Source organism: Sphingomonas sp. MMS12-HWE2-04 (assembly GCF_044881185.1).
GTDB lineage: Bacteria > Pseudomonadota > Alphaproteobacteria > Sphingomonadales > Sphingomonadaceae > Sphingomonas.
On record NZ_CP173254.1, the window covers coordinates 2,444,141 to 2,464,899 of the forward strand.

Consider the following 20,759-nt stretch of genomic DNA (forward strand, 5'->3'; position numbering starts at 1 on the left):
CATTCTTACTATTCGAAGCCTTCATGAGTCCCCGGCAAACCATGACGCGTGCACGGGATGTTTCCCGTTGCGCACCCCAGAAAAATCCCAAATGTCCGAGCAGAAGCCCCTCCGCATGGACGCAGTTATCTTTTGCTCAGAGGTTTCCCTGCACGGCAAGAGGCGCGTAATATTCTCGCGTCAGACCGGCTGAACGACGCGCCGAGTCGTTGAACGGCGGCTTAATCAGCCCGTGAAAATGGGCCCGGACAAGTTCGTGCCAGGTTGCCTCGGGTGCGCGGTTTTCGTCGGCACAGGCTGATTCGAACCAGGTGGTTCCCGCGCGGACATGGCGAACTTCATCGTTCAGGATCCGAGTCAGAATGCCACCGGTGACATGATCGCCGACTGCGACGAAACGCGCGATCGTCGCTGGGGTGACGTCAAGCCCGCGCGCCTCGAGAACCATCGGGACGACGGCCAGCCGCGCCAGCCGATCGTGCGCGGTTTCCGCCGCCGCATCCCACAGCCCGTCATGCGCAGGCATCGCTCCATAGTGGCTGCCGAGCTGGCGCAGCCGCCGATCGAGCAGCGCGAAATGCATCGCCTCGTCGGCGCCGACCCGCATCCAGTCATCGGTGAAGCCACGCGGGAACATGACCCCGAAGCGCCCGACGGCGTCGAACGCCAGGTCGATCGCGGCAAATTCGATGTGCGCCAGCGCATGGATCAGTGCGATCCGGCCGCGTTCCGATCCGCCCTTGCCGCGCTTGGGCATCTGGTTCGGCGGCAGCAACTCGGGCCGGTCCGGCCGTGCCGGGCGGATGGGCATTGTCACATCGAAAACGAAGGCGAGCCGCCCCAGCCGCCAGTCACGCGCTGCCGTCCGCGCCGCCTTGATCTTGTCGCGAGGTTCGGCGGCATTGAGCACCGCGCGCGCTGCCTCGGCGACGCTGCGCATTACGCGGCCAGCATTTCCTGGAGCGATTCGAGCACATCGACGGCGTGCCCCGGCACGCGCACCCGCCGCCAGGCGCGGAACAGCCTGCCTTCGCCATCGAACAGAAAGGTCGAGCGGTCGATCCCCATGTAACGCTTGCCGTAGAGCTGCTTCTCGACCCAGACGCCAAAGGCTTCCATCGCGCTGCCATCGGTATCGGTGGCCAGCGGCACGGTGAGATCATATTTCGCAGCGAACTTCTGGTGCTTGGCCGCCGGATCCTTGGACACCCCGATCACCCGAGCGCCGAGCGCCTCGAATTCGGGAAGCAGCGCCGAGAAATCCTGCGCCTCGCGCGTGCAGCCCGAGGTATCGTCCTTGGGATAGAAATAGAGCACCAACGGCGCGCTGGCGCAGTCCTGCAGCGCTATGGTTCCGCCGTCGGCGGTGTCGAGCGTGATCGCCGGAAGCTTGGCGCCTTCCTCGATGGCCATGGAGAATCTCCGTCAGCTCTCGGCGCGGATCGCCGCCCAGCATTCACGCACCTCCTGCCGGGTCCGCTCGAGCGACGCAACCACTGCGCCCCAGCTTTCAAGCTTCAGCGCACGCGCGATCAGCGCCTGCGTCTCGGCGTCGGGCGGCTGGGCATCCGGCGCGACCAGCCGCATCGTCACCAGCAACCGCGAGAGGAAATCATGCGCGTCGCGCATCGCAGACGGCATCAGCCCCTGCCCCACCAGCGGATCGATCGCGTCGCCAAGCCGCGGCACGAAGGCAGTGCGGTGGCAGAGTTGGAGCGTATGCACCGCGAATTCGAGATCGACGAGCCCACCATCGAGCAGCTTGACGTCGAGCGGCCCACCCGGCGGCTTGTGCGCGGCCATGTCGGCGCGCATCTGAGTCGCGTCGGCGACGATGTCGCGATTAGGCCGGGCACCGCCGAGCACGTCGGCGATGATAGCGGTTACCGCTTCCCTGGCTTCGAGCGAGCCGAACACTGCCCGCGCGCGGGTGAGCGCCATATGCTCCCAGGTCCAGGCATCCTCGCGCTGGTATCGGCGGAACGCCTCAATCGAGACCGACAGCGGCCCCTGCGCGCCCGAGGGCCGCAGCCGGGTATCCACGTCGTAGAGCGGCCCTGCCGCGGTCGGCACCGAAAGCGCCGCGGTGATCCGCTGCGCCAGCCGGTTGTAATAGGTCACTGCGCCGAGCGGCTTGGCGCCATCGGATTCGGCCGAGTAATCGCCGGTAAAGACATAGATCAGATCGAGGTCCGAGGCGTGGGTGAGCGCCGCGCCGCCGAGCCGGCCAAGCGCAAGGACAACCAGCTCGCTACTGGGGACGCGCCCGTGCACGCGGACGAACTCGGCGACAGTGGCCTCGGCAAGCACCGCGAGCGCCGCCTCGGCAACGCGCGCATAGCCCGCAGAGACTTCGAGCGGATCGCTTGCACCAGCGACGATCTGAGCACCCAGCGCGAACCGCTTCTCGTTGACGAGACGCCGGACATGTTCGAGCTGCCATTGATAGTCGGCATCGCGTTCGCGCGCGCCCATTTCGCCCACCAAGGCTGCGATATCGGCGACCGGATCGAGCGCTGTGGCATCGATCAGCCCGTCGAGCAGTTCGGCACGGCGCCCGAGTTGCTCGGCCAGCGTCGGCGCATGCGACAGGATCGCGCTAAGCAGACGGGCGAGCGCGGGGCGCGCCTCGAGCAGACGGAAGAAGTTGATTGCACTTGGCAACCGGGCGAGCATCGCATCGAAGCGGATCACCGTGACCGCGCTGTCATGGGCCTGACCGAAGGCGCGCAACAGATCGGGCATCACTGCCTCCAGCGCCTCGCGGGCTTGCGGGGTGCGCAACGCCGGGTAACTCGCGCCGCGCCAGCCCTCGACGATCCGCACCACGTTCGGCGGATCGGCGAACCCGGCCTCGGCAAGCCATTGCTCGAGCCGCGGCGGATCGGCGGGGAGCATGTCGCCATCACCCTCAGCGAGCGAATCGTAGATCGTCCCGACGCGGACGACGTGCGGCGCGAGGAGATCGAGCAGCGCAGCGCTGCCTGGTAGCCCGTGCAGCGCCGCGACATTGGCGAGCGCGGCGGGATCGGTCGGGAGGCTGTGCGTCTGGCGATCGTCGACCATCTGCAGACGATGCTCGATCGTCCGCAGCACGACATAGGCTTGGCCAAGGTCCTGCGCCTCCCCGGCATCAATCAGTCCCGCGGACGCGAGTGCCGCCAGCGCGTCGCGGGTCGCGGGAACGCGCAGCGAGGGGTCGCGCCCGCCATGGATGAGCTGGTGGATCTGCGCGAAGAATTCGATCTCGCGGATGCCGCCGCGACCGCGCTTGAGATCATAGCCCGGACCGAACGCCTGGGCCTGCGAATAATGGTCGCGGATCCGGCGGGAGATGTCCTGGATTTCACCGATCGCACCGAAATCGAGTGCGCGGCGCCAGACAAAGGGTCGGATCGCGGCGAGGAAGCTTTCGCCTAGCGCCACATCACCGGCGCACGCCCGCGCGCGGATAAACGCAGCGCGCTCCCAGGGCAGCGCCTGCGACTCATAATAGCTGATCGCCGCCTCGACGGGCAGCACGATTGGGGTAGCCTCGGGCGAGGGCCGCAGCCGCAGGTCAACACGCAGCACATAGCCGTCGCCATCGCGCGTCTGCAGCAGGTCTATCACACGGCGGCCGATGCGCACCGCGGCATCCTCAACCGCCTCTCGCGGGCGGCAGGGCAGCGTCGCCGGATCGTAGAGGAAGATCGGATCGACGTCGGACGAATAGTTGAGCTCGAAGCTGCCAAGCTTGCCGAGCGCTATCACCGCGAAGCCGCGCGGTTCGGCATCGGGGGTGCGCTCGCGGATTGCCGCACGCACTGCGCGGTCCAGCGCATCGTCGGCGAAGGCGCTGAGCAGCCCGGTGATACGTTTCAGGTCGTAACGGCCCGACAGATCACCAAGCGCGACGATCAGCGCGAGCCTCCGCCGGGCAAGGCGCAGCGCGCGCGCCGGCGCCATTTCTGCTTCGGGCGCAGCCGCGGCAGCGAGAGGATCTGCGAGCGCTCCCTCCAGCAATTCAGCGAGTTGCGGTTCGCGGTCGAGCAGCACTGCCAGGAACGGCGCATGGGCGCCCGCCCGCGCCACAGCGTCCAAAATCATCGGATCAAGGCTTTGCGGGCTCATCGCAATTAAACCTAGCAAAACGTGATTTGCCACTTGTCAAGCAACAAATGCGGCTTTCGGCGGTTATAATTGCATGACCCGCTCGAATTTCTTGACGCCCGACCCGGCAGGCGGCGCCTTCCGCGTCAGGGCTCCGCGCGCCAGCGACGCGATCGGGAGTGCGTTGAGCAATGCCTATGCCCGCGACCCGGCGCTGCCGGACGACATGGTCGCGATATTGCGCCAACTCGACCGCGCCGGCGGAGGCGCCACTTATTGAGCGCCGCGATCGCGGCTGAGATCGTCGACTTCGCCCATGATCGTATCGAGCGCGCTCTTCCCGCCCGGGTTCGGCAGGCTTTCGCGTCGCGACGGCAACTGGCCTTCGGTCAGCAACGATTCGAGCGCAACGCGCCCCCGCGCGACGCGGCTCTTGATCGTCCCGACCGCCACGTTGCAGATCTCGGCAGCTTCTTCATAGGCGAAGCCGCCGGCACCGACGAGGATCAGCGCCTCGCGCTGGGGCTGGGGCAGATGGAGCAGCGCGCGCTGCATGTCGTTCAATTCGACATGGCGATCCTGGCTCGCCGGCGCTGCCAGCAAACGGTCCGCGACGAGATCGTCCCACTCGCCCTTGAAGCGCGCACGGCGCATCTGGCTGAGATAGAGATTGCGCAGGATGATAAAGGTCCATGCACGCATATTGGTGCCGGCCTGGAAGCGCTTTCGCGCCGCCCAAGCCTTCAGCAGCGTTTCCTGCACGAGATCGTCGGCGAGATCGCGACTTCCCGAAAGCGAGCGCCCGAATGCGCGCAGATGCGGAATCACTTGCGCAAGCTGCTTCTTGAACTCCGGATCGGAGAGCGAAACATGCTCGACGGGAGCGATCTCGGCGTCTTCGGCGCGATCGTCGGGCTGTGCAGAGTCGGTCATTCGATCCCGTTCAATTGCGCGTGAAGAGCGACTGGGAATGGAGATAGGCGTCGCGTGCGCGATTGCCAGCATAAACCTGTGGCTCCCGAAAGGTCAGGACCAGAGAATGAAGCCGAAGGCGACCAGAATCAGGATCAGCGAGATCGCCAATATGTAGCGCGTCATGCCCGGGGTGGCCCCGGCACGGGCGCGATCGGTGCTCAGATGGATTTCATCATTCTCGGCCATGACCCTAGAACCCGCAAGAACCGTTTTGGGTCCGTATCATATGGAACCCAAAACGGTTTTTTTGCGAATTCAGGCCGGAACGGTAGCCTGATCGAAGAACAAAGCCTGGCTGATCGTCGCCTTCACGGTCTCGCGCTGGAAGGGCTTGGTGATCAGGAAGGTCGGCTCGGGGCGCTCGCCGGTGAGCAGCCGTTCGGGGAAGGCAGTGATGAAGATCACCGGCACCGCGAATTCGGCGAGGATGTCCTTCACCGCATCAATGCCCGAGCTGTCGTCGGCAAGCTGGATGTCGGCCAGCACCAGGCCTGGCCGGTCTTCCATCGCCAGCGCCACGGCTTCGTCGCGGGTGACGGCGACGCCGGTTACTTCGTGGCCCAGATCGCGCACGATCTGCTCGAGATCCATAGCGATCAGCGGCTCGTCCTCGATGATCATCACGCGGGTGCGCGTCTGGCGCTCGATCTCCGCAACTGCCTCGGCAACCAGCTTCTGCACGGCGTCAGCCTCCTCTTCGATAAGAAAGCCGGCATCTTCGATGCTGAAACCCTCGACCGTGGTCAGCAGCAGCGCCTGGCGCGACAGCGGCGTGAGACGGGCAAGCCGCCGGCGGGCGATCGCTTCGTTTTCGTTGGAGCTGTCCTCGAACACATCTTCTTCTTCAAGATGGGTCGACTGCCAGATCGCCTGGAAGGTGCGGTAAAGGCCCAGACGCGGGTCGACATCGCGCGGGAACTGGTCGGGCGCGGCGACGATCGCCTCGAGCGCGGCACGTACGTAACGGTCGCCTTCGGCCTGGCTGCCGGTCAGCGCACGGGCATAGCGCCGCAACAGGGGAAGATGAGGCGCGAGTTGCTGTCCAAGCGACATAAGCGAACGTTTCTCCTTCGAGGTCGGCAAGGCCCGCTTGTCGCGCCCGTGCCGTACCTTTGCAATCAATTCTGCTACCCGAAGGAACCCCTCCCCGGATTTCGCATCGTGTGTGGAACAATCGACCCGCTATTTAGTTTCATCGCCCAAGCCACGGAGCGTTTGCGCGTTCCGATAAAGGCGCACGCGCTCTCTTGCGCTATGGCGCCATGGCTTTATGCCGGGCGCTCGTTGCGCCCGGTGGCAGTCGATCATTAGTCCGGGTCCCGGACTCAACCCGGGTCCTCAGGGGGGAATTGGTGCGTTCCGCTAAAGACGAGACAAAAGTTCCCGCCAAGCAAAAGGCCGGGTCCGAAGGCAAGCCGAGCCGCAACGTAGGCGAGGCGTTGCGCCAGGCCTATGACGACGCCGTTCGCGAAACCGTGCCCGACGATTTGCTCGACCTGCTCAAAAAGCTCGACTAACTCCCTTTCATGAACAACAGCATTCCGGAGCCGCGATCCAAAGGACCCGCGGCGACGCTGGGCCGTACGCCTACCGGTGCCAAGGTCTTCCTGATCCTGGTCGCTTCGTTGTTGCCCCTCGCGCTCATCGCCTTCTTCACCACCCTTCAGACCGCGCGCAACGCAGATACCGAGGCGCGTGCCCGGCTCCGCGCAATCGCCGGCGAAAGTTCGAGCGTCGTCGAGAGCGTGCTCGCCAACCATGTCAGCCAGCTGAGCCAGACGCTCGCCGCGCTAGAACAGAACCCCGCAGACGCGCCGAGCTGCACCCAGCTCGCCGGCACCTTCGCCGCGCAGGGCGGCGTGCGGTTCGCGATCGTCGACGCCCATGGCAAGCTGCTCTGCGGCCAACGTTTTGCGCTTCCCGGCGGCAGCGAGATACGCCCGTCACAAGTCGCAGCAAGCCTTCTGCCCGACGCCATGGTAGTGCGGATCGGCGGTATCTCCGGGATGCGCGCAACTGCCTATTATCCGGTAGCGTCGCTCGCGACGCTCGCGCGACCCACCGGCTTCGTTCCCGAATATGGTGCAGCAATCGTGCGCGGCGACGACAAGCTTGTCCTGCGCAAGCTTCCCGCCGGCGGCGCACTCGACCGGCCCGACCGGGTAGACAGCGAATTGTCGCTCGACGATCTCTCACTCGAAATGTCGATGCCGGGCGCGCCAATCACCAATCCGCTCGTCGTCACCACTGTGCTGCTGGTGCTCATGCTGCTCGCGGCGGCCGGAATCAGCTGGTTCGTCGTGGACCGGCTGTTGATCCGCCCGCTGCGCCGGCTGCGCCGCAGCGTTGGCAGCTATCAGCCCGGCGAAGTCATCGACATGAAACGCTTCGGCCCGATGCCTGCGCAAGAGATCCGCGAGCTCAGCGACACCTTCCGCGACATCACCCGCACCGTCCAGGCGCACGAAGCCGATCTCGCAGAGGGGCTGGTCCGCCAGACCAAGCTGACTCGCGAGGTCCATCACCGCGTCAAGAACAACCTCCAGGTCATCTCCAGCCTGATCAACTTCCACGCCCGCGGCGCCAAGAGCGCCGAGGCCACCGAGGCCTATGCCTCGATCCAGCGCCGCGTCGACGCGCTCGCGGTGGTCCACCGCAACCATTATGCCGAAATGGAGGAAAATCGCGGGCTCGAGCTGCGCTCGGTGGTCGGCGAACTCGCCGCCAATATCCGCGCCACTGCCCCGGACCAGGCCGCTCGGCTGGGGATCACGCTGGAGATCGAGCCGCTGCTGGTGAACCAGGATGTTGCCACCGCAGTCTCGTTCCTGATCACCGAGATCGTCGAGTTGGCGATGAACTGCAATCCCTCGGCGCAGCTGCGCATCTCGATCAAGGGCATCGAAGGCGAGGACCGCGCGACGTTGCGAGTCAATTCCCCGGCGCTTGTCGAGAGCCCGGCGATGAACGACCTGCTCGAGAACCGCTACGCGCGGGTAATGGCGGGGCTAGCCCGGCAACTGCGCACCAAGCTGCATCACGATCCGCTTGTCGGCGCCTATGAGGCCGTCATCGCGATCAACGGGCGCCCTTAAAAATAATCCGAAAAAAGTGCGAAGAGCCGGGAACCCTGTGCTGGGAAGCGGGTTCTATACTTCGGATAGTGACCTTTTGCCCCCCGCTCTCGCTATCCAAGACATGGGCCCGGAAGCGTCAACCCTCCCCCCGGTGACGCTTCCGGGCCTAACACTTTCCAACATCGTTAAGATTTTCCGCCGCGCGGTCCGCTCGATCCGATGTGATTGCGGAACGATCTCGCGCCGCCATGCATTTCTCACCCGCCAATAGTAGTTCTGGAGGACTTTCCATGCGCAAGATTTTGACGTGCGCCGCGCTTGCCGGTGCCATCCTGGTTTCGGCCTGCAACACCGTCGAAGGTGTTGGCCGCGACGTTTCCTCGGCCGGCGACACCGTCGCCAAGACCGCCGACGACGCCAAGTAGGACCGGGCCTTCAGGCTTGATCGAGACCCCTCCGCGTCGCGGAGGGGTTTTTCGTATCAGGAGGCGGTCGTCTCCGCCTCGGCTTCGGAAGCGCGATCCCGCCGCCTGCGGGTGAACCAGATCGCTACCAGCGCCAGGAAATACAGCGCGACCAAGGGCACCGCGAGCAGCAGCTGCGAGCCGACATCGGGCGGCGTCAGCACCGCTGACAGCGCGAAGGCGGCGACCACGGCATAGCGCCACGCACCTTTCAGCTGCTCGAAGGTGACGATCCCGGCATGCTCGAGCAGCATCAGCAGCACCGGCATCAGGAACGAGAGCCCGAAGCCGAAGATGAACTGCATGACGAACTTCAGATATTCGTTGACCTCCGGCATCGCGGTCTGCTGCACGCCGCCCCCCAGTTCGCCCTGGAACCCGAGCAGGAACTTCAACGCCACCGGGATCGCGATGAAATAGGCCATCGAGGCGCCGGCAAGGAACAGCACCGGCGTCGCCATCAGGAACGGCAGCAGCGCCTGCTTCTCCTTGCGATAGAGCCCCGGCGCGACGAATTGCCACAGCTGGTTGGCGATCACCGGAAACGACAGCATCAGCGCCGCGAAGAACGCGACCTTGAGCTCGACGATGAAGCCGCCAGTCACCGCCGTGTTGATGATCGTGACCTGACCGGCGGACTTCAGCGGTGCCACCAGGAAGCTCAGGATCCCCCGCGCGAAATAGAGGCAGCCGCAAAACGCCACGAGCAGCGTCCCGGCGGACCAGAGAAGACGCTTGCGGAGCTCGATCAGGTGATCGAGCAAGGGCGCCTGGCTATCGTCGATTTCGTTCACGATGCCGCACCATCCTCGACAGGCGCCGTCTTTGCTTCACTCGGGACCGCCCCGGCCTCGGCAGGGGCGGCCTTGGGTGTGCGCGGCCGCTTGGGCTTGGCCACGGCAGCCGGCTCCAGCGCCAGTTGCGGCTCCTCGGCGACGACGTCATGGATCATCGGCTGCTCGACCATCACCGGCGGCGCATCGCCTTCTTGCGGCACGGTAACGGCGTCATGCTCGGGCGAAGGCAAGGCCGGGGCCGGATGCTCGCGCATGATCCGCTCGTTCTCGGCGGCCCATTGCTTTTCCATCTCCGCGAGTTCGGACTCGCGGATCATCGTGTCGATCCCGGCGCGGAACTGGCGCGAGATCCCCCGCGCCTTGCCCACCCATTTGCCGACGAAGCGCATTGCGCGCGGCAGGTCCTTGGGACCGATCACCAGCAGCGCCACGATGGCGACGAGCAGCAATTCGGTCGGGTCGACGTTGAACATTCAGCAGTGCCTCGCGCGTGGCGCCCCGCGGGCGCCACGCAATTCAAACGGGGAAACGAGAGCGCTCAGCGCTGCTCTTCGCGGGCGCGCTCGGCTTCGGTCTGATAAACCTGCTCGGGAGCCGGCGTCGGCTTGCCTTCGAGACGCGTCGGCGGGACGGGCTTCGTCTCCTCGTCGTCCTCGGCCATGCCCTTCTTGAACTGCTTGATGCCCTTGGCGACGTCGCCCATCATGTTGGAGAAACGGCTGCCGCCGAACAACAGAATGACCAGGACACCGACGATAAGCCAGTGCATCAGGCTCATGCTACCCATTGAAATTCTCCTCGTATCGCTGCCTATCTAGGCGCAGCGCGCAGTTACGGCAACGGGCCTATCGCCCCGAAAGATCGGATCGGCTCCCCCCGGAGCCGCCTGCGAGCCCCTATTCGCCTTCCGTGACAGTTTCGCTTTCCAATAGTTCCAACGCCAGGTCGACCGGGTCGAGCAGCCCCGCGGCCTTGAGATCGTCGATTCCCGGCAAGTCTCGGCGGCTGGCGAGGCCGAAATGGCTGAGGAAGCCGGCGGTCGTGGCATAAAGTAGCGGCCGCCCGGGAACCTCGCGCCGGCCGGCCGGGCGTACCCAGCCTGCTTCCATCAGCACGTCGATCGTCCCCTTGGAGATCTGCACCCCGCGAATCGCCTCGATCTCGGCGCGCGTGACCGGCTCGTGATAGGCGATGATCGCCAGCGTCTCGATGCCGGCGCGACTGAGCTTGCGGGCCTCCTCGCGGTCGCGGCGCAGCAGGTGCGCCAGATCGGCGGCAGTCTGGAAATGCCAGCGCTCGCCGCGCCGGACCAGCTCGATGCCCCGCCCTGCATAAAATGCTTCGAGCTCGACAAGCGCGGCGCGGACATCGGCTTCGGCGCCGACATGCGCGCGGATCTCGTCAATCCCCATCGGCGCCTCGGCGGCGAACAGCACCGCTTCGACCGCGCGGACTAGCGCATCGGGCGGCGTCATGCCGACGCCTTGAGATAGAGCGGCGCGAATGCCGATTGCTGGCGGATCTCGACCCTGCCCTGCCGCGCGAGTTCGAGCGCGGCGACGAAGGACGAAGCCAGCGCCGACTTGGCATAGGTGCCGCGTGCGCCTTCGGGCAGGAAGCTGTGCAGCGTGCTCCATTCGATCCGCGTCCCGATCAGCGCCGCGACGCGTTCGATCGCTTCCTCCAGCGTCATCACATCGCGCTGCGCCACGACATGGAGCACCGGGCGAGTACGCGCGCTGATCCGGCCATAGGCGGCGATCAGATCGTAGATCTCGGCCTCATACCGCCCCTTGCGCACGACGCGCAGCCCTTCCGGCGCACCGCGCGGGAAGACGTCGCGGCCCATCCGATCGCGCGCGACCAGCCGCGCGCCGGCCTCGCGCATCGCATTGAGCCGTTCGAGACGGAGCTGGAGCCGCAGCGCCAGTTCCTCGGGGCTCGGCGTCTCCTCAGGATTGCGCGGCAGCAGCAGCGCCGACTTCAAGTACGCCAGCCACGCCGCCATCACGAGATAATCGGCGGCAAGCTCCAGCCGCAATTCCCGCGCGGCGTTCACATAGCCGAGATATTGCTCGACCAGCTGGAGGATCGAGATCTGGCGGAGATCGACCTTCTGGTTGCGCGCGAGTGCCAGCAGCAAGTCGAGCGGGCCTTCCCAGCCGTCGATATCGATCTTGAGCGTCTCGGGCGCCGTGTCCATCAGGCCAGCTTAAGCAGTTCGTCGCGCTTGGCCAGCAGGGCTGCAGCATCGGCGGGCTCGGGCCCGGCGGCGACGCTCGCCATCGCGCGATCGAGCCGCACGCGGCATTCCGGGGTCGCCTCGCCGATCAGGCCGGCGATCTCGACCATTTCCTCCATCCGCGCCCAGCAGTCGAGCACCACGTCACACCCGGCGGCCAACGCCTGCGACGCCTTCTCACCGGCAGTCCCCGACAGCGCCTTCATGTCGATATCGTCGGTCATCAGCAACCCATCGAAACCGATCCGCCCACGGATGATCTCCGAAATCACCATGGGTGAGAGCGTCGCCGGGCGATCGGCATCCCAGGCGTCGAACACGACGTGGCAGGTCATCGCCATCGGCGCGTCATGGAGACGCGCGAACGGCTCGATATCGCTTTCCAGCGCCGCGGCATCGGCACTTACGCGCGGCAGATCATAATGGCTGTCGACCAGCGCGCGGCCATGGCCGGGCATGTGCTTGACCACGCCAACCACGCCGCCGCGACGCATGCCCTCGAGCATCGCCTGGCCAAGTGCGGCGACGCGGATCGGATCGCCACCGAACGCGCGGTCGCCGATAGCGGGGGTCACTTCGGGCTGGCGCACATCGAGCAAGGGCGCGCAGTTCACGTTGACCCCGACTTCGGCGAGCATCAGCGCCAGCGCCTGGCCATTGGCGCGCGCCGCCTCGATCGCCGAGATCGGGCCGATCTCATACAGCCGATCGAAGGCCACCCCCGCAGGGAATTCCGGCCATTCGGGCGGCTGCATCCGCGACACCCGACCGCCCTCCTGATCGATCAGGATCGGCACGTCGGCGCGTCCGCTCAGATCGCGCAGGCTGTCCGTCAGCGCGCGCATCTGATCGCGGTCACCGCAATTGCGCCTGAACAGGATGTAGCCGAGCGGATCGGCGTCCTGGAAAAAAGCACGCTCCTCGGCGGTGAGCGTGAGGCCGGCTATGCCGAAGATGACGGGCTTCATGCATGCGTCTCCGCAGCAGGCGCATGCTTGCGCGGCAGCAGATGGAGCAGACCGACGATGATGCCGCCGACGATCAGTCCGGCGATCGCCGAGCCGATGGCGTTCACCAGCCACGCGACCAGCCCTTGCGCGAACGGCACGGCATGCGCCACGCCCTCGGCGAAATGGTGGAGCGCCTTCGGGATCGCGCCGAGGCCGAAGCTTTCCAGCCCGTGGAGCAGGATGCCGCCGCCGACCCACGCCATCGCCGCCGTACCGATATTGGCGAGCGCCGAGAGCAGCACCGGCATCGCCCGGACCAGGCCATGGCCGGTGGCACGTGCGATGCTCGAACCGCGCTGGCTGAGATGCAGTCCGATATCGTCCATTTTCACGATGAACCCGACCACGCCATAAACGCCCGCGGTGATCGCGAAGGCGACTGCCGCAAGCGCGGCGGCGCGCAGGCCCAGCGACAGCGCCGGAAGCTCGGCGAGCGAGATTGCCATGATCTCGGCCGACAGGATGAAATCGGTGCGGATCGCGCCGCTGACCTGCCGCGCCTCGAGCGCCGCGGGATCCTCGATCGTCGCGACTTCCTCGGCATGGTGGACGCCGCTCAGGGCTTCGATGATCTTCTCGGCGGCCTCGAACGAGAGATACGCGCCACCGACCATCAGGATCGGAGTGATCGCCCAGGGGGCGATCGCACTGAGCAGCAGGGCGACCGGCAGGATGAACAACAGCTTGTTGCGCAGCGAGCCGACCGCGATCTTCCAGATGATCGGCAGCTCGCGATCGGGCGAGATGCCGACAACATAGCGCGGGGTGACCGCGGTATCGTCGATCACCACGCCCGCGGCCTTCACCCCGGCGCGGCCCGCGGCGCCCGCGACATCGTCCACCGAGGCCGCCGCCAGCTTGGCGAGCGCCGCCACATCGTCCAGCAGCGCAACCAGTCCGCCCGCCATCCAAGTCCCCTATTGTCCAGTACGAAGCGCAAGCGACCGCCCTAAATGGCCAGCAGCGCGATGGCTAGGCCGATCGGGCACGTCGGTTGACGGACTTGACACGAAACGCCGTTTTGGAACGGGCGGACACTGGCGCAACAAGTCCGAAGAAGGTCAATAATTTCTTCTTATTATTATATACTTAGGCGACTCCGACCGCCCTGATCGCGATGGCCAGCGCATCAGGCCGGGAGGTGACCGATGATGCATATACATCATCAGTCACGGTATCAGCTGGTGACGTAGCAATTCTCGCCAGCAACCTTGAGGCGGCCGCAGAGCTCGCGGGCCTGGGTGTTGCTGCCGGCGTTGACGCGCAGGCGGAAGATCGCCTTGCCGTCCTTCTCGGCGCGCTCGACCGATTTGCCCAGCGGCGCGAGATAGGCAAAGCGCTTCGAAATCCGCGCCCAGGCGATATTGGCACCGGCTTCGTTGGGAAAGGCGCCGAGCTGGATCAGCGATCCCGATCCCGGCGATCCAGCTGCAATCTGCGCCGCGGCCGGCTTGCCCGCCTGGACGGCGGAGGCGCTGGGCACTTCGATCTTGGCGGTCTTGGTGGCCGGCGCGCCGCTGCTCGCCTTGGGCGCTACCTTGCCTTCGACGGGCGCTTCGGGAAGCGCGCCGACATTGATGCTCGAATTGCTCGCCGCGCCCTGGCTGGTGGCGAACACGGTGTCGCCCTCACCCTCGACCTTCATTCCGCCCGGCTCATCGGGCTTGACCTTGTAGTCGCCCGGCGGCGCCTGGATCAGTTCGCCGTTGCCGCCGGTCGCCTGGTGGCGATACCAATAGAATGCGCCTGCCGCGGCAGCGAGAATGATTAGCAATAGCGCCCCAAGCGCGACGATGCGACCCACCGGCGCAGTACGCGGCGCGCGATACTCGTCCTCGACCGTTTCCAGCCAGGGCAGGCGATCGTCGCCATAGCCTTCACCGCGTACGCTCATCGTTCACATCTCCCGGACGGCTTCTACTCCCATGATCGCGAAGCCGTTGCGGATTATCTGCCCGATTGCCTGTGCCAGGAAAAGACGCGCGCAGGTGAGCGGCGCATTGTCGGCAACGAGGAAGCGGCGCGCCGCATCGTCCTTGCCGAGGTTCCACAGCGCATGGAGCTCTGCCGCCATGTCATAGAGATAAAAGGCAATTCTATGCGGCTCGCGCGCCGATGCCGCAGCCTCGACGATGCGCGGGAACTGCGCCGCGCGCTGGACCAACGCAAGCTCCTTTGTATCAAGCAGGGACAGGTCCGGCGTGGTGCAGACGATCCCGGCCTCGGCGACCTTGCGCTCGAGCGAGGCGACGCGGGCGTGCGCATATTGCACGTAAAACACCGGATTATCCTTCGATGCCTCGACCACCTTGGCGAAATCGAAGTCCATCTGCGCATCGGCCTTGCGGGTGAGCATGGTGAAGCGCACCACATCCTTGCCGACTTCGTTGACGACATCGGCCAGCGTCACGAAATTGCCCGAGCGCTTGGACATCTTGACCGGCTCGCCGTTGCGCAGCAGCCGCACCATCTGGACGAGCTTGACGTCGAACTTTGTCTCGCCGCCGGTCAGCGCCTGCACCGCCGCGACGATGCGCTTGACCGTGCCGGCATGATCGGCGCCCCAGATGTCGATCAGCTGATCGGCTTCCTGCGCCTTCTGGAAGTGATAGGCGAGATCGGCGCCGAAATAGGTCCAGGCACCGTTCGACTTCTTGATCGGGCGATCCTGATCATCGCCAAACTGGGTGGAGCGGAACAGCGGCAGCTCGACCGGCTCCCAATCTTCGGGCGTCTCGCCCTTGGGCGCCTCGAGCACGCCGTCATAGACGAGATCGCGTTCGCGCAGCCACGCCTCTGCCTGTTCGGGCTTGCCCGCGGCCTGGAGTTCGGCTTCCGACGAGAACAGGTCGTGATGGATGCCGAGAAGCGCGAGATCGGCGCGGATCATCACCAGCATCGCGGCGACGGCTTCCTTGCGGAACAGCGACAGCCATTCCGCTTCGGGCGCGCCGACGAACTTGTCGCCATATTCTGCCGCGAGCTTGGCGCCGACGGGCTTGAGATAGTCGCCGGGATAGAGACCCTCGGGGATCTCGATGCTCTCGCCCAGCGCCTCGCGATAGCGCAGCTGCGCCGAGCGGGCGAGCACGTCGACCTGGCCGCCGGCATCGTTGACATAATATTCGCGGATGACCTTGTGGCCGACCGCTTCGAGCAGCGAGGCAAGCGCATCGCCGACCACCGCGCCGCGGCAATGCCCCATGTGCATCGGGCCGGTCGGGTTGGCCGAGACATATTCGACGTTGACGGTGACGCCCGCGCCGACGCTCGAGCGGCCATAGGCGTCGCCGGCCTTGAGGATCTCGCCGAGCTCGCCGCGCCAGGTATCGTCGGTGAGCGTCAGGTTGATGAAGCCCGGCCCCGCCACCGCGACCGAGGCGACTTCGTCGAGCTTTTCCAGCTCGGCGGCGATCTTCTCCGAGAGCGCGCGCGGATTGGTGCCCGCCGGCTTGGCGAGGACCATCGCGGCGTTGGTCGCGAGATCGCCATGGCTGGGATCGCGCGGCGGCTCGACCGTGATCGCGCGGCGCTCCAGCCCCGCCGGAAGGTCGCCGGCAAGGACGAGCGCGTCGAGGGCGAGGTTCAGGTGCGCGGCGAAACGGGCGTAGAGCGTCATTCACGGTTCCAATGCTGGCGGAAGCGCGCGCCTTAGCGGATGCGGCGCGGATGCGCCACATCTGCGGATTCAGCGCTTGGATTTCAACTCAGGCGCGCACCAGGTCCTGCATCAGCCGTGCACTCTGCATCTCGGGGAAAAGCTTGCGCGCGGCGGTTTGAACCGGAAGGTCGAAATGCGCCGCGACCGCGCTGTTCAGCACGGTGTCGAGCCCGGCCGTCGGCTTAAGATCGCGGCCCTCGTACAGCGCGGCGTCGCTTAGCCCCGGCCAGTCGGCGATCACCCGCCCACCCTGCGCCGCGCCGCCGAGCAGCATCGCGACCGAGCCGGTACCGTGATCGGTGCCGCCGGTGCCGTTGACCTTCACCGTCCGCCCGAACTCGGTGGCGACGACGACCAGGGTATCGTCCCATAGCGGCCCGAGCCCCTGCCGGAGCCCGGCGATCATCGCGTCAAGCCCCTTCAACTGGCCGGTCAGCCGCCCGCGCTGCTGGGCATGCGTATCCCATCCACCGGTTTCGATCATGGCGATCCGCGAGCCGCCCGGCGCTGCCAGCAGCTTGGCGGCGAGCGCGCCGGTGGCGGCGGCGTTCTTGCCATTGTCGGCAGCGAGATCGCTGGTCAGCATCCGCGTGGCAGTCGCCTGTTCCCAGATGCCGTGGAGCTGCGCGTCGCCCTGATACATTGCCGAGACGCGCGCGAGCAGATCGTCCGACGCGTCGGGCAGCGCCGAGGGGGCATAGCTGGCGACCTCGACGCCGCCGCGCAGCGCCATCGGGATCGTCGCGGCGAGCGCGATCGCCTTGTCGTCCTTGGGCAGCAGGGTGAGCAGGCGATTGAGCCAGCCGTCCTTGAGCTGATAGGCCGAGGTGCCGCCGGTCTCGAGCACGTTTTGCCCGTCGAAATGCGAGCGATCGCGATAGGGCGAGGCGACGGCGTGGACGAACAATGCCTGCCTGGCCTGATAGAGCTGGTGCACGCCGGCCAGCGACGGATGCAGCGCGAACATCGAATCGAGCCGCGGCGCCGCGGCGAAATCCTCGGCCAGCGCACCACGCTGGGCGGCGAAGGCGGAGTCGCCAACCGGCGCCAGCGTGCCGAGGCCATCGGCCGCGCCGCGCTGGATGATGAAGACGAAGCGGCGTTCGGTGGCGGCACGGGCGAACACCATGCGCGGCCCCAGCCCCGAGGCCAAAACCGCCGATGCGCCGAGCGCGACGAAGTTGCGACGCGTGACCATGGCTTATCTCCGCAAGAATTCGGGGGCGACGAGCATCAGCGCGACGCCTTGCGCCGGGCTTTCGGAGCGCGCAATCGCCTGCACCGTCGAAGGGCTGAGCGCGCCGGGGAAGAGTTCGGCGGCACGCCGGCGCGCGTCCACGGTGTCACGGGTGCGCTGCGCCATGCGCTCGGCCGCCTCGACGCGGCGCATCACGGCGTCGGGGCCGGCCCAGGCGCCGGCGACATCGTCCCAGCCCGCCGGCGACCCCGGTTTCCACACCGGCTGACCGAGCTGGCCGAGCAGTCCGCTGACGCCATTCGGGGTAAGCTGCTGATTGCCGAGCGCGCGCCAGGCGGCGACCGACCATTCCCAGGGCGACTTGAACTTGACCGGCCCCGCCACCCAGCATTCAGGCGCGTCGATCAGCGCCAGGTAGACGCTCGGCAGATCGCCGCCGGACTTTTGGTACACCGCCTCGAGCCGGCCGATCAGCGCCGCGGGCGGATCATCGCCGGCGAAATGGCGCGCGAGCTTGGTGGCGAGGTGACGCGCGGTGGCGGGATGCAGGGCAAGCATGTCGAGCACCGCCTCGGACTGCGCCTCGCCCGGCTGCGCCCAGCTCTGGCCGAGGATCGTGCGGGCGCCGGGTTCGTGGAGCCGCGGTAGGAACACCGCCCTGCCCGTCTCGCTCTCGCCGCGCGCGCGGCCGAGCCCGGCGACGGTACGCCCGGTCATTGCCCGGGCGAATTCGGTGACGTCGGCCTGGCTGTAGCCCGTGCGCACGCCGAGCGTGTGGAGCTCGAGGATTTCGCGCGCGAGATTTTCGTTGAGCCCGATCTTCCGGGGCCGCCGCGCCCGCGCCGCGACCAGCCCCGCCGGGCTGTTCGGCCCGACCAATTCGGCCTGGTTGAGATAGAGCAGCATCGCCGGGTGGCGCTCGACGGCGTGGAGCATATCGCCGAACTTGCCGAGCACGTGCGGGCGGATCGCCTCGAATTCGAGGCTGCCCGAAAGCCCGGTGGTCTCGAGATTGTCGGCCGAGACGGCGAAATGGTTCGCCCAGAAATGGACCAGCCGCTCGACGAACGGGGCATCGCTGTCGACCGCGGCCTGTGCGCGGGCGCCGATCGCGGCGACATAATGATCGCGGCCCTGGCGGGTCGCCATCCGGCGGATCTCCATCGCCTCTTCGCTGCGCTGGCGTGCAGGGACCGCGGTCGCTGCGGGCGCTTCCGCCATCATCGTATCGGCCCCTGGCATCGGCGCGGCGGGCGAAGGCGCGACAGGCGCCATGGCCCCCGCTTCGCGCCGGGCGAGCCGGACCTGCTCGAGATAGTCACCCAGCTCGGTGGCGATCTGGGCGCTGCCGGGGAGCGCCGCGATCGGCTGCGGCGCCGGCGCATAGCGATTGAACTGCGCGCGCAGCCAGGCCTTGGGATTGGTCCCGGGATCGTCGCCCGGACGTCCACCAAGTCCGAAGCGGTTGAGTGCGATACTGGCGTCGGCCATGAGCATTACTCCGCGGATGCCAACGCTTGTGCACGCCACTTGTCGCAAAACTATGCCAGCAATGGCCGATTGCAAAAAATGCAATCAAGCCCGCCGCGCTTTGCGATTGCTCGTTTTGTTGCGCTGCAGCATTTCTCGCCGCACAGAACATAATCGTTTGGATGCCGATCTGGCTCTTTTCAGTCTCGAAGGAGAAAGATCGTGACTCGCCTTTTCCTCGCAGCAGCCGCTGCAACGCTGACCTTCGCCGCCCCGGCTCTCGCCACCGAGCGCACCTTCACCCACGAAGGCGTGACCTATAACTACACCGTCACCCAGCAGGGCGACGTCAAGGTTCTCGAAGGCACCGCCGCGCCGACCGGCGAGAAGTTCCGCCTGACCGTCAAGAACGGCTGGGTCTCGGGCTATGCCGCCAATGCGCGCGTGTCGTTCCGTGCACCCAAGGATGCTTCGGCGCTCCAGGTCGCCCAGCGCTAACCAATCCGAACGTCCCCGCGGTTCCGGCCGCGGGGATGCTTCAAAAGCCCTCGGGCAAATCGACCTCGCCGACGACTTCGCGATAGCGCGCGATCGCATAGCGATCAGTCATCCCGGCGATGAAGTCGGCAATGTGCCGGCTCCGCCCCGGCTCCTCCTGCGGCAGCGCCGTGCGCCATTCCTCCGGCATCAGCCCGGGGTCGCCGGCATAGGCCGCGAACAGCCCCGCCACTACGCCATGTGCTGCCTGCGCCGCCGCCATCTGTTGGGGATGGTGATAGAGATTGGCGTACATGAAGCGCTTGAGCCCGCGTTCGGCGTCGCGCATCTCGTCCGAAAACGCTGCGAGCGCATCGCTTGCGCCGCGCACGTCGGCGATCGAGCGGATCTCCTGCTTGGCGAGCCGCGCCTGCGTGGCGGCGATCAGATCGTTGACCATCGCGCCGATCTGCGAACGGACCAATTCGCCGGTCAGCCGCTTGTGCGGCACGCCGGGAAAGCGCGCCTCGACCTGGCGCCAGCCCTGCGCGATCATCGGCACTTCCATCAGCTGATCTAGGCTCAACAGCCCGGCGCGCAGCCCGTCGTCGATGTCGTGATTGTCATAGGCGATATCGTCGGCAATCGCGGCCACCTGCGCCTCGAGTGACGGCCAGGTGCCGAGCTCCAGGGGGAATTCTTCGTCGGCGGCGGCAAGCGCCCATTCGGGGTGCGCGATCGGGCCATTATGCTTGGCCAGGCCTTCCAGCGTGTCCCAAGTGAGGTTGAGGCCGTTCCACGCCGGATAGGGCCGCTCGAGCGCAGTCAGCGTGCGCAGCGTGTGGCCGTTATGATCGAATCCGCCGCGGCCTTCGAGCGCGGCCTCCAGCGCATCCTCGCCGGCATGGCCGAAGGGGGGATGGCCGATATCGTGCGCGAGGCACAGCGCCTCGGTGAGATCCTCGTTGAGCCCGAGCACGCGGGCGATCGCGCGGCCGATCTGCGCGACTTCGAGGCTGTGAGTCAGCCGGACGCGGAAATGATCGCCATCGGGGGCCATGAACACCTGCGTCTTGTGGCGCAGGCGGCGGAAGCTGATCGAATGGATGATCCGGTCGCGATCGCGCTGGAAGACGTCGCGCGGCCCGCGCGCGGTACCGCCGGATTCCTGGTGGAGCCGCCCGCGGCTCTGCTCCGGTGTGCTCGCCCAAGGGGAGATTGCTCGCATGGCGCGGCCCTAGCGGGTCGGGCGAGGCTTGTCGAAGGGTGCGAGGGCGTGCCCCTTGTACCGGCTCG

Annotated in this window: 23 protein-coding genes; 5 read left to right on the forward strand and 18 right to left on the reverse strand. The window is 66.5% G+C overall.

Going from position 1 to position 20,759, the window contains the following annotated elements; translation table 11 throughout:
- Nucleotides 1–136: 136 nt before the first annotated feature.
- From AB2M62_RS11060 to AB2M62_RS11070, 3 genes are read right to left on the reverse strand one after another with little or no spacing between them, the layout of a single operon-like run.
- Nucleotides 137–940: a ferritin-like domain-containing protein gene (locus AB2M62_RS11060; protein ID WP_404333717.1), complete on the reverse strand. Its 804-nt coding sequence runs from the start codon at nt 938–940 to the stop codon at nt 137–139.
- Nucleotides 940–1,413: a peroxiredoxin gene (locus AB2M62_RS11065; RefSeq protein ID WP_404333719.1), complete on the reverse strand. Its 474-nt coding sequence runs from the start codon at nt 1,411–1,413 to the stop codon at nt 940–942. The genes AB2M62_RS11060 and AB2M62_RS11065 overlap by 1 nt, the downstream gene beginning before the upstream one ends.
- Nucleotides 1,414–1,425: 12 nt before the next feature.
- On the reverse strand, nt 1,426–4,089 hold the full coding sequence (locus tag AB2M62_RS11070; protein ID WP_404333721.1) for a bifunctional [glutamine synthetase] adenylyltransferase/[glutamine synthetase]-adenylyl-L-tyrosine phosphorylase: 2,664 nt from the start codon (nt 4,087–4,089) through the stop codon (nt 1,426–1,428).
- Nucleotides 4,090–4,186: 97 nt separating this feature from the next.
- On the opposite strand from AB2M62_RS11070, the gene AB2M62_RS11075 reads away from it, so the two are divergent.
- A complete protein-coding gene (locus tag AB2M62_RS11075) occupies nt 4,187–4,372 on the forward strand; it encodes a hypothetical protein (protein WP_404333723.1) in 186 nt (61 codons plus the stop codon).
- Here the strand turns inward: AB2M62_RS11075 and AB2M62_RS11080 are convergent.
- The 3 genes from AB2M62_RS11080 to AB2M62_RS11090 form a co-directional block, all read right to left on the reverse strand.
- Nucleotides 4,366–5,025 carry a sigma-70 family RNA polymerase sigma factor gene (locus AB2M62_RS11080; protein WP_404333725.1) on the reverse strand — a complete coding sequence of 220 codons (660 nt, stop codon included), beginning with the start codon at nt 5,023–5,025 and terminating at the stop codon, nt 4,366–4,368. The two genes, AB2M62_RS11075 and AB2M62_RS11080, sit on opposite strands and share 7 nt — an antisense overlap.
- Nucleotides 5,026–5,118: 93 nt before the next feature.
- Nucleotides 5,119–5,253 carry a hypothetical protein gene (locus AB2M62_RS11085; RefSeq protein WP_404333727.1) on the reverse strand — a complete coding sequence of 45 codons (135 nt, stop codon included), beginning with the start codon at nt 5,251–5,253 and terminating at the stop codon, nt 5,119–5,121.
- Nucleotides 5,254–5,322: 69 nt separating this feature from the next.
- Entirely contained in the window at nt 5,323–6,120 is a 798-nt protein-coding gene (locus AB2M62_RS11090) for a response regulator (RefSeq protein ID WP_404333729.1), read from the reverse strand.
- A gap of 299 nt (nt 6,121–6,419) precedes the next feature.
- Here AB2M62_RS11090 and AB2M62_RS11095 point away from each other — a divergent pair, with 299 nt between their 5' ends.
- From AB2M62_RS11095 to AB2M62_RS11105, 3 genes are all read left to right on the forward strand, one after another.
- Nucleotides 6,420–6,584, forward strand: coding sequence for a NepR family anti-sigma factor (locus tag AB2M62_RS11095; RefSeq protein WP_404333731.1), 165 nt, complete (start codon nt 6,420–6,422; stop codon nt 6,582–6,584).
- 9 nt (nt 6,585–6,593) lie between these two features.
- On the forward strand, nt 6,594–8,162 hold the full coding sequence (locus AB2M62_RS11100) for a sensor histidine kinase (protein WP_404333732.1): 1,569 nt from the start codon (nt 6,594–6,596) through the stop codon (nt 8,160–8,162).
- A gap of 272 nt (nt 8,163–8,434) precedes the next feature.
- A complete protein-coding gene (locus AB2M62_RS11105) occupies nt 8,435–8,569 on the forward strand; it encodes an entericidin A/B family lipoprotein (protein WP_306097181.1) in 135 nt (44 codons plus the stop codon).
- Nucleotides 8,570–8,625: 56 nt separating this feature from the next.
- Here AB2M62_RS11105 and tatC read toward each other — a convergent pair whose 3' ends face one another.
- The 11 genes from tatC to AB2M62_RS11160 form a co-directional block, all read right to left on the reverse strand.
- On the reverse strand, nt 8,626–9,402 hold the full coding sequence (gene tatC, locus AB2M62_RS11110) for a twin-arginine translocase subunit TatC (protein WP_404333733.1): 777 nt from the start codon (nt 9,400–9,402) through the stop codon (nt 8,626–8,628).
- Nucleotides 9,399–9,878 carry a Sec-independent protein translocase protein TatB gene (tatB, locus tag AB2M62_RS11115; RefSeq protein WP_404333735.1) on the reverse strand — a complete coding sequence of 160 codons (480 nt, stop codon included), beginning with the start codon at nt 9,876–9,878 and terminating at the stop codon, nt 9,399–9,401. The genes tatC and tatB overlap by 4 nt, the downstream gene beginning before the upstream one ends.
- A gap of 65 nt (nt 9,879–9,943) precedes the next feature.
- Nucleotides 9,944–10,192, reverse strand: coding sequence for a twin-arginine translocase TatA/TatE family subunit (locus tag AB2M62_RS11120; protein ID WP_404333736.1), 249 nt, complete (start codon nt 10,190–10,192; stop codon nt 9,944–9,946).
- Nucleotides 10,193–10,301: 109 nt separating this feature from the next.
- Entirely contained in the window at nt 10,302–10,880 is a 579-nt protein-coding gene (gene scpB / locus AB2M62_RS11125) for an SMC-Scp complex subunit ScpB (protein WP_404333738.1), read from the reverse strand.
- The gene (locus AB2M62_RS11130) at nt 10,877–11,608 is read right to left on the reverse strand and encodes a segregation and condensation protein A (protein ID WP_404333740.1); all 732 of its coding nucleotides are present in this window, start codon (nt 11,606–11,608) and stop codon (nt 10,877–10,879) included. The genes scpB and AB2M62_RS11130 overlap by 4 nt, the downstream gene beginning before the upstream one ends.
- On the reverse strand, nt 11,608–12,615 hold the full coding sequence (nagZ, locus tag AB2M62_RS11135) for a beta-N-acetylhexosaminidase (protein ID WP_404333742.1): 1,008 nt from the start codon (nt 12,613–12,615) through the stop codon (nt 11,608–11,610). Before nagZ ends, AB2M62_RS11130 begins: the two co-directional genes overlap by 1 nt.
- Complete coding sequence (locus AB2M62_RS11140; protein WP_404333744.1) at nt 12,612–13,565, reverse strand: DUF808 domain-containing protein; 954 nt, start codon at nt 13,563–13,565, stop codon at nt 12,612–12,614. The genes nagZ and AB2M62_RS11140 overlap by 4 nt, the downstream gene beginning before the upstream one ends.
- 269 nt (nt 13,566–13,834) lie before the next feature.
- Entirely contained in the window at nt 13,835–14,551 is a 717-nt protein-coding gene (locus tag AB2M62_RS11145; protein WP_404333746.1) for an SPOR domain-containing protein, read from the reverse strand.
- A gap of 3 nt (nt 14,552–14,554) precedes the next feature.
- Nucleotides 14,555–16,276: an arginine--tRNA ligase gene (argS, locus tag AB2M62_RS11150; protein WP_404333748.1), complete on the reverse strand. Its 1,722-nt coding sequence runs from the start codon at nt 16,274–16,276 to the stop codon at nt 14,555–14,557.
- Nucleotides 16,277–16,364: 88 nt separating this feature from the next.
- On the reverse strand, nt 16,365–17,516 hold the full coding sequence (locus tag AB2M62_RS11155; RefSeq protein WP_404333749.1) for a DUF1501 domain-containing protein: 1,152 nt from the start codon (nt 17,514–17,516) through the stop codon (nt 16,365–16,367).
- A gap of 3 nt (nt 17,517–17,519) precedes the next feature.
- The gene (locus tag AB2M62_RS11160) at nt 17,520–19,007 is read right to left on the reverse strand and encodes a DUF1800 family protein (RefSeq protein ID WP_404333751.1); all 1,488 of its coding nucleotides are present in this window, start codon (nt 19,005–19,007) and stop codon (nt 17,520–17,522) included.
- 201 nt (nt 19,008–19,208) lie between these two features.
- Here AB2M62_RS11160 and AB2M62_RS11165 point away from each other — a divergent pair, with 201 nt between their 5' ends.
- Nucleotides 19,209–19,484 (forward strand): hypothetical protein, encoded by a 276-nt coding sequence (locus AB2M62_RS11165; protein ID WP_404333752.1) that lies wholly within the window; start codon nt 19,209–19,211, stop codon nt 19,482–19,484.
- A gap of 40 nt (nt 19,485–19,524) precedes the next feature.
- Here AB2M62_RS11165 and AB2M62_RS11170 read toward each other — a convergent pair whose 3' ends face one another.
- The gene (locus AB2M62_RS11170) at nt 19,525–20,691 is read right to left on the reverse strand and encodes a deoxyguanosinetriphosphate triphosphohydrolase (protein WP_404333753.1); all 1,167 of its coding nucleotides are present in this window, start codon (nt 20,689–20,691) and stop codon (nt 19,525–19,527) included.
- Nucleotides 20,692–20,759 lie beyond the last annotated feature (68 nt).

Coding starts and splice junctions, on each gene's coding strand:
- AB2M62_RS11060 (WP_404333717.1), bottom strand. CDS start 940: ATGCGCAGCGTCGCCGAGGCAGCGCGCGCGGTGCTCAATGCCGCCGAA.
- AB2M62_RS11065 (WP_404333719.1), bottom strand. CDS start 1,413: ATGGCCATCGAGGAAGGCGCCAAGCTTCCGGCGATCACGCTCGACACC.
- AB2M62_RS11070 (WP_404333721.1), bottom strand. CDS start 4,089: ATGATTTTGGACGCTGTGGCGCGGGCGGGCGCCCATGCGCCGTTCCTG.
- AB2M62_RS11075 (WP_404333723.1), top strand. CDS start 4,187: ATGACCCGCTCGAATTTCTTGACGCCCGACCCGGCAGGCGGCGCCTTC.
- AB2M62_RS11080 (WP_404333725.1), bottom strand. CDS start 5,025: ATGACCGACTCTGCACAGCCCGACGATCGCGCCGAAGACGCCGAGATC.
- AB2M62_RS11085 (WP_404333727.1), bottom strand. CDS start 5,253: ATGGCCGAGAATGATGAAATCCATCTGAGCACCGATCGCGCCCGTGCC.
- AB2M62_RS11090 (WP_404333729.1), bottom strand. CDS start 6,120: ATGTCGCTTGGACAGCAACTCGCGCCTCATCTTCCCCTGTTGCGGCGC.
- AB2M62_RS11100 (WP_404333732.1), top strand. CDS start 6,594: ATGAACAACAGCATTCCGGAGCCGCGATCCAAAGGACCCGCGGCGACG.
- AB2M62_RS11105 (WP_306097181.1), top strand. CDS start 8,435: ATGCGCAAGATTTTGACGTGCGCCGCGCTTGCCGGTGCCATCCTGGTT.
- tatB (WP_404333735.1), bottom strand. CDS start 9,878: ATGTTCAACGTCGACCCGACCGAATTGCTGCTCGTCGCCATCGTGGCG.
- AB2M62_RS11120 (WP_404333736.1), bottom strand. CDS start 10,192: ATGGGTAGCATGAGCCTGATGCACTGGCTTATCGTCGGTGTCCTGGTC.
- scpB (WP_404333738.1), bottom strand. CDS start 10,880: ATGACGCCGCCCGATGCGCTAGTCCGCGCGGTCGAAGCGGTGCTGTTC.
- AB2M62_RS11130 (WP_404333740.1), bottom strand. CDS start 11,608: ATGGACACGGCGCCCGAGACGCTCAAGATCGATATCGACGGCTGGGAA.
- nagZ (WP_404333742.1), bottom strand. CDS start 12,615: ATGAAGCCCGTCATCTTCGGCATAGCCGGCCTCACGCTCACCGCCGAG.
- AB2M62_RS11140 (WP_404333744.1), bottom strand. CDS start 13,565: ATGGCGGGCGGACTGGTTGCGCTGCTGGACGATGTGGCGGCGCTCGCC.
- AB2M62_RS11145 (WP_404333746.1), bottom strand. CDS start 14,551: ATGAGCGTACGCGGTGAAGGCTATGGCGACGATCGCCTGCCCTGGCTG.
- argS (WP_404333748.1), bottom strand. CDS start 16,276: ATGACGCTCTACGCCCGTTTCGCCGCGCACCTGAACCTCGCCCTCGAC.
- AB2M62_RS11155 (WP_404333749.1), bottom strand. CDS start 17,516: ATGGTCACGCGTCGCAACTTCGTCGCGCTCGGCGCATCGGCGGTTTTG.
- AB2M62_RS11160 (WP_404333751.1), bottom strand. CDS start 19,007: ATGGCCGACGCCAGTATCGCACTCAACCGCTTCGGACTTGGTGGACGT.
- AB2M62_RS11170 (WP_404333753.1), bottom strand. CDS start 20,691: ATGCGAGCAATCTCCCCTTGGGCGAGCACACCGGAGCAGAGCCGCGGG.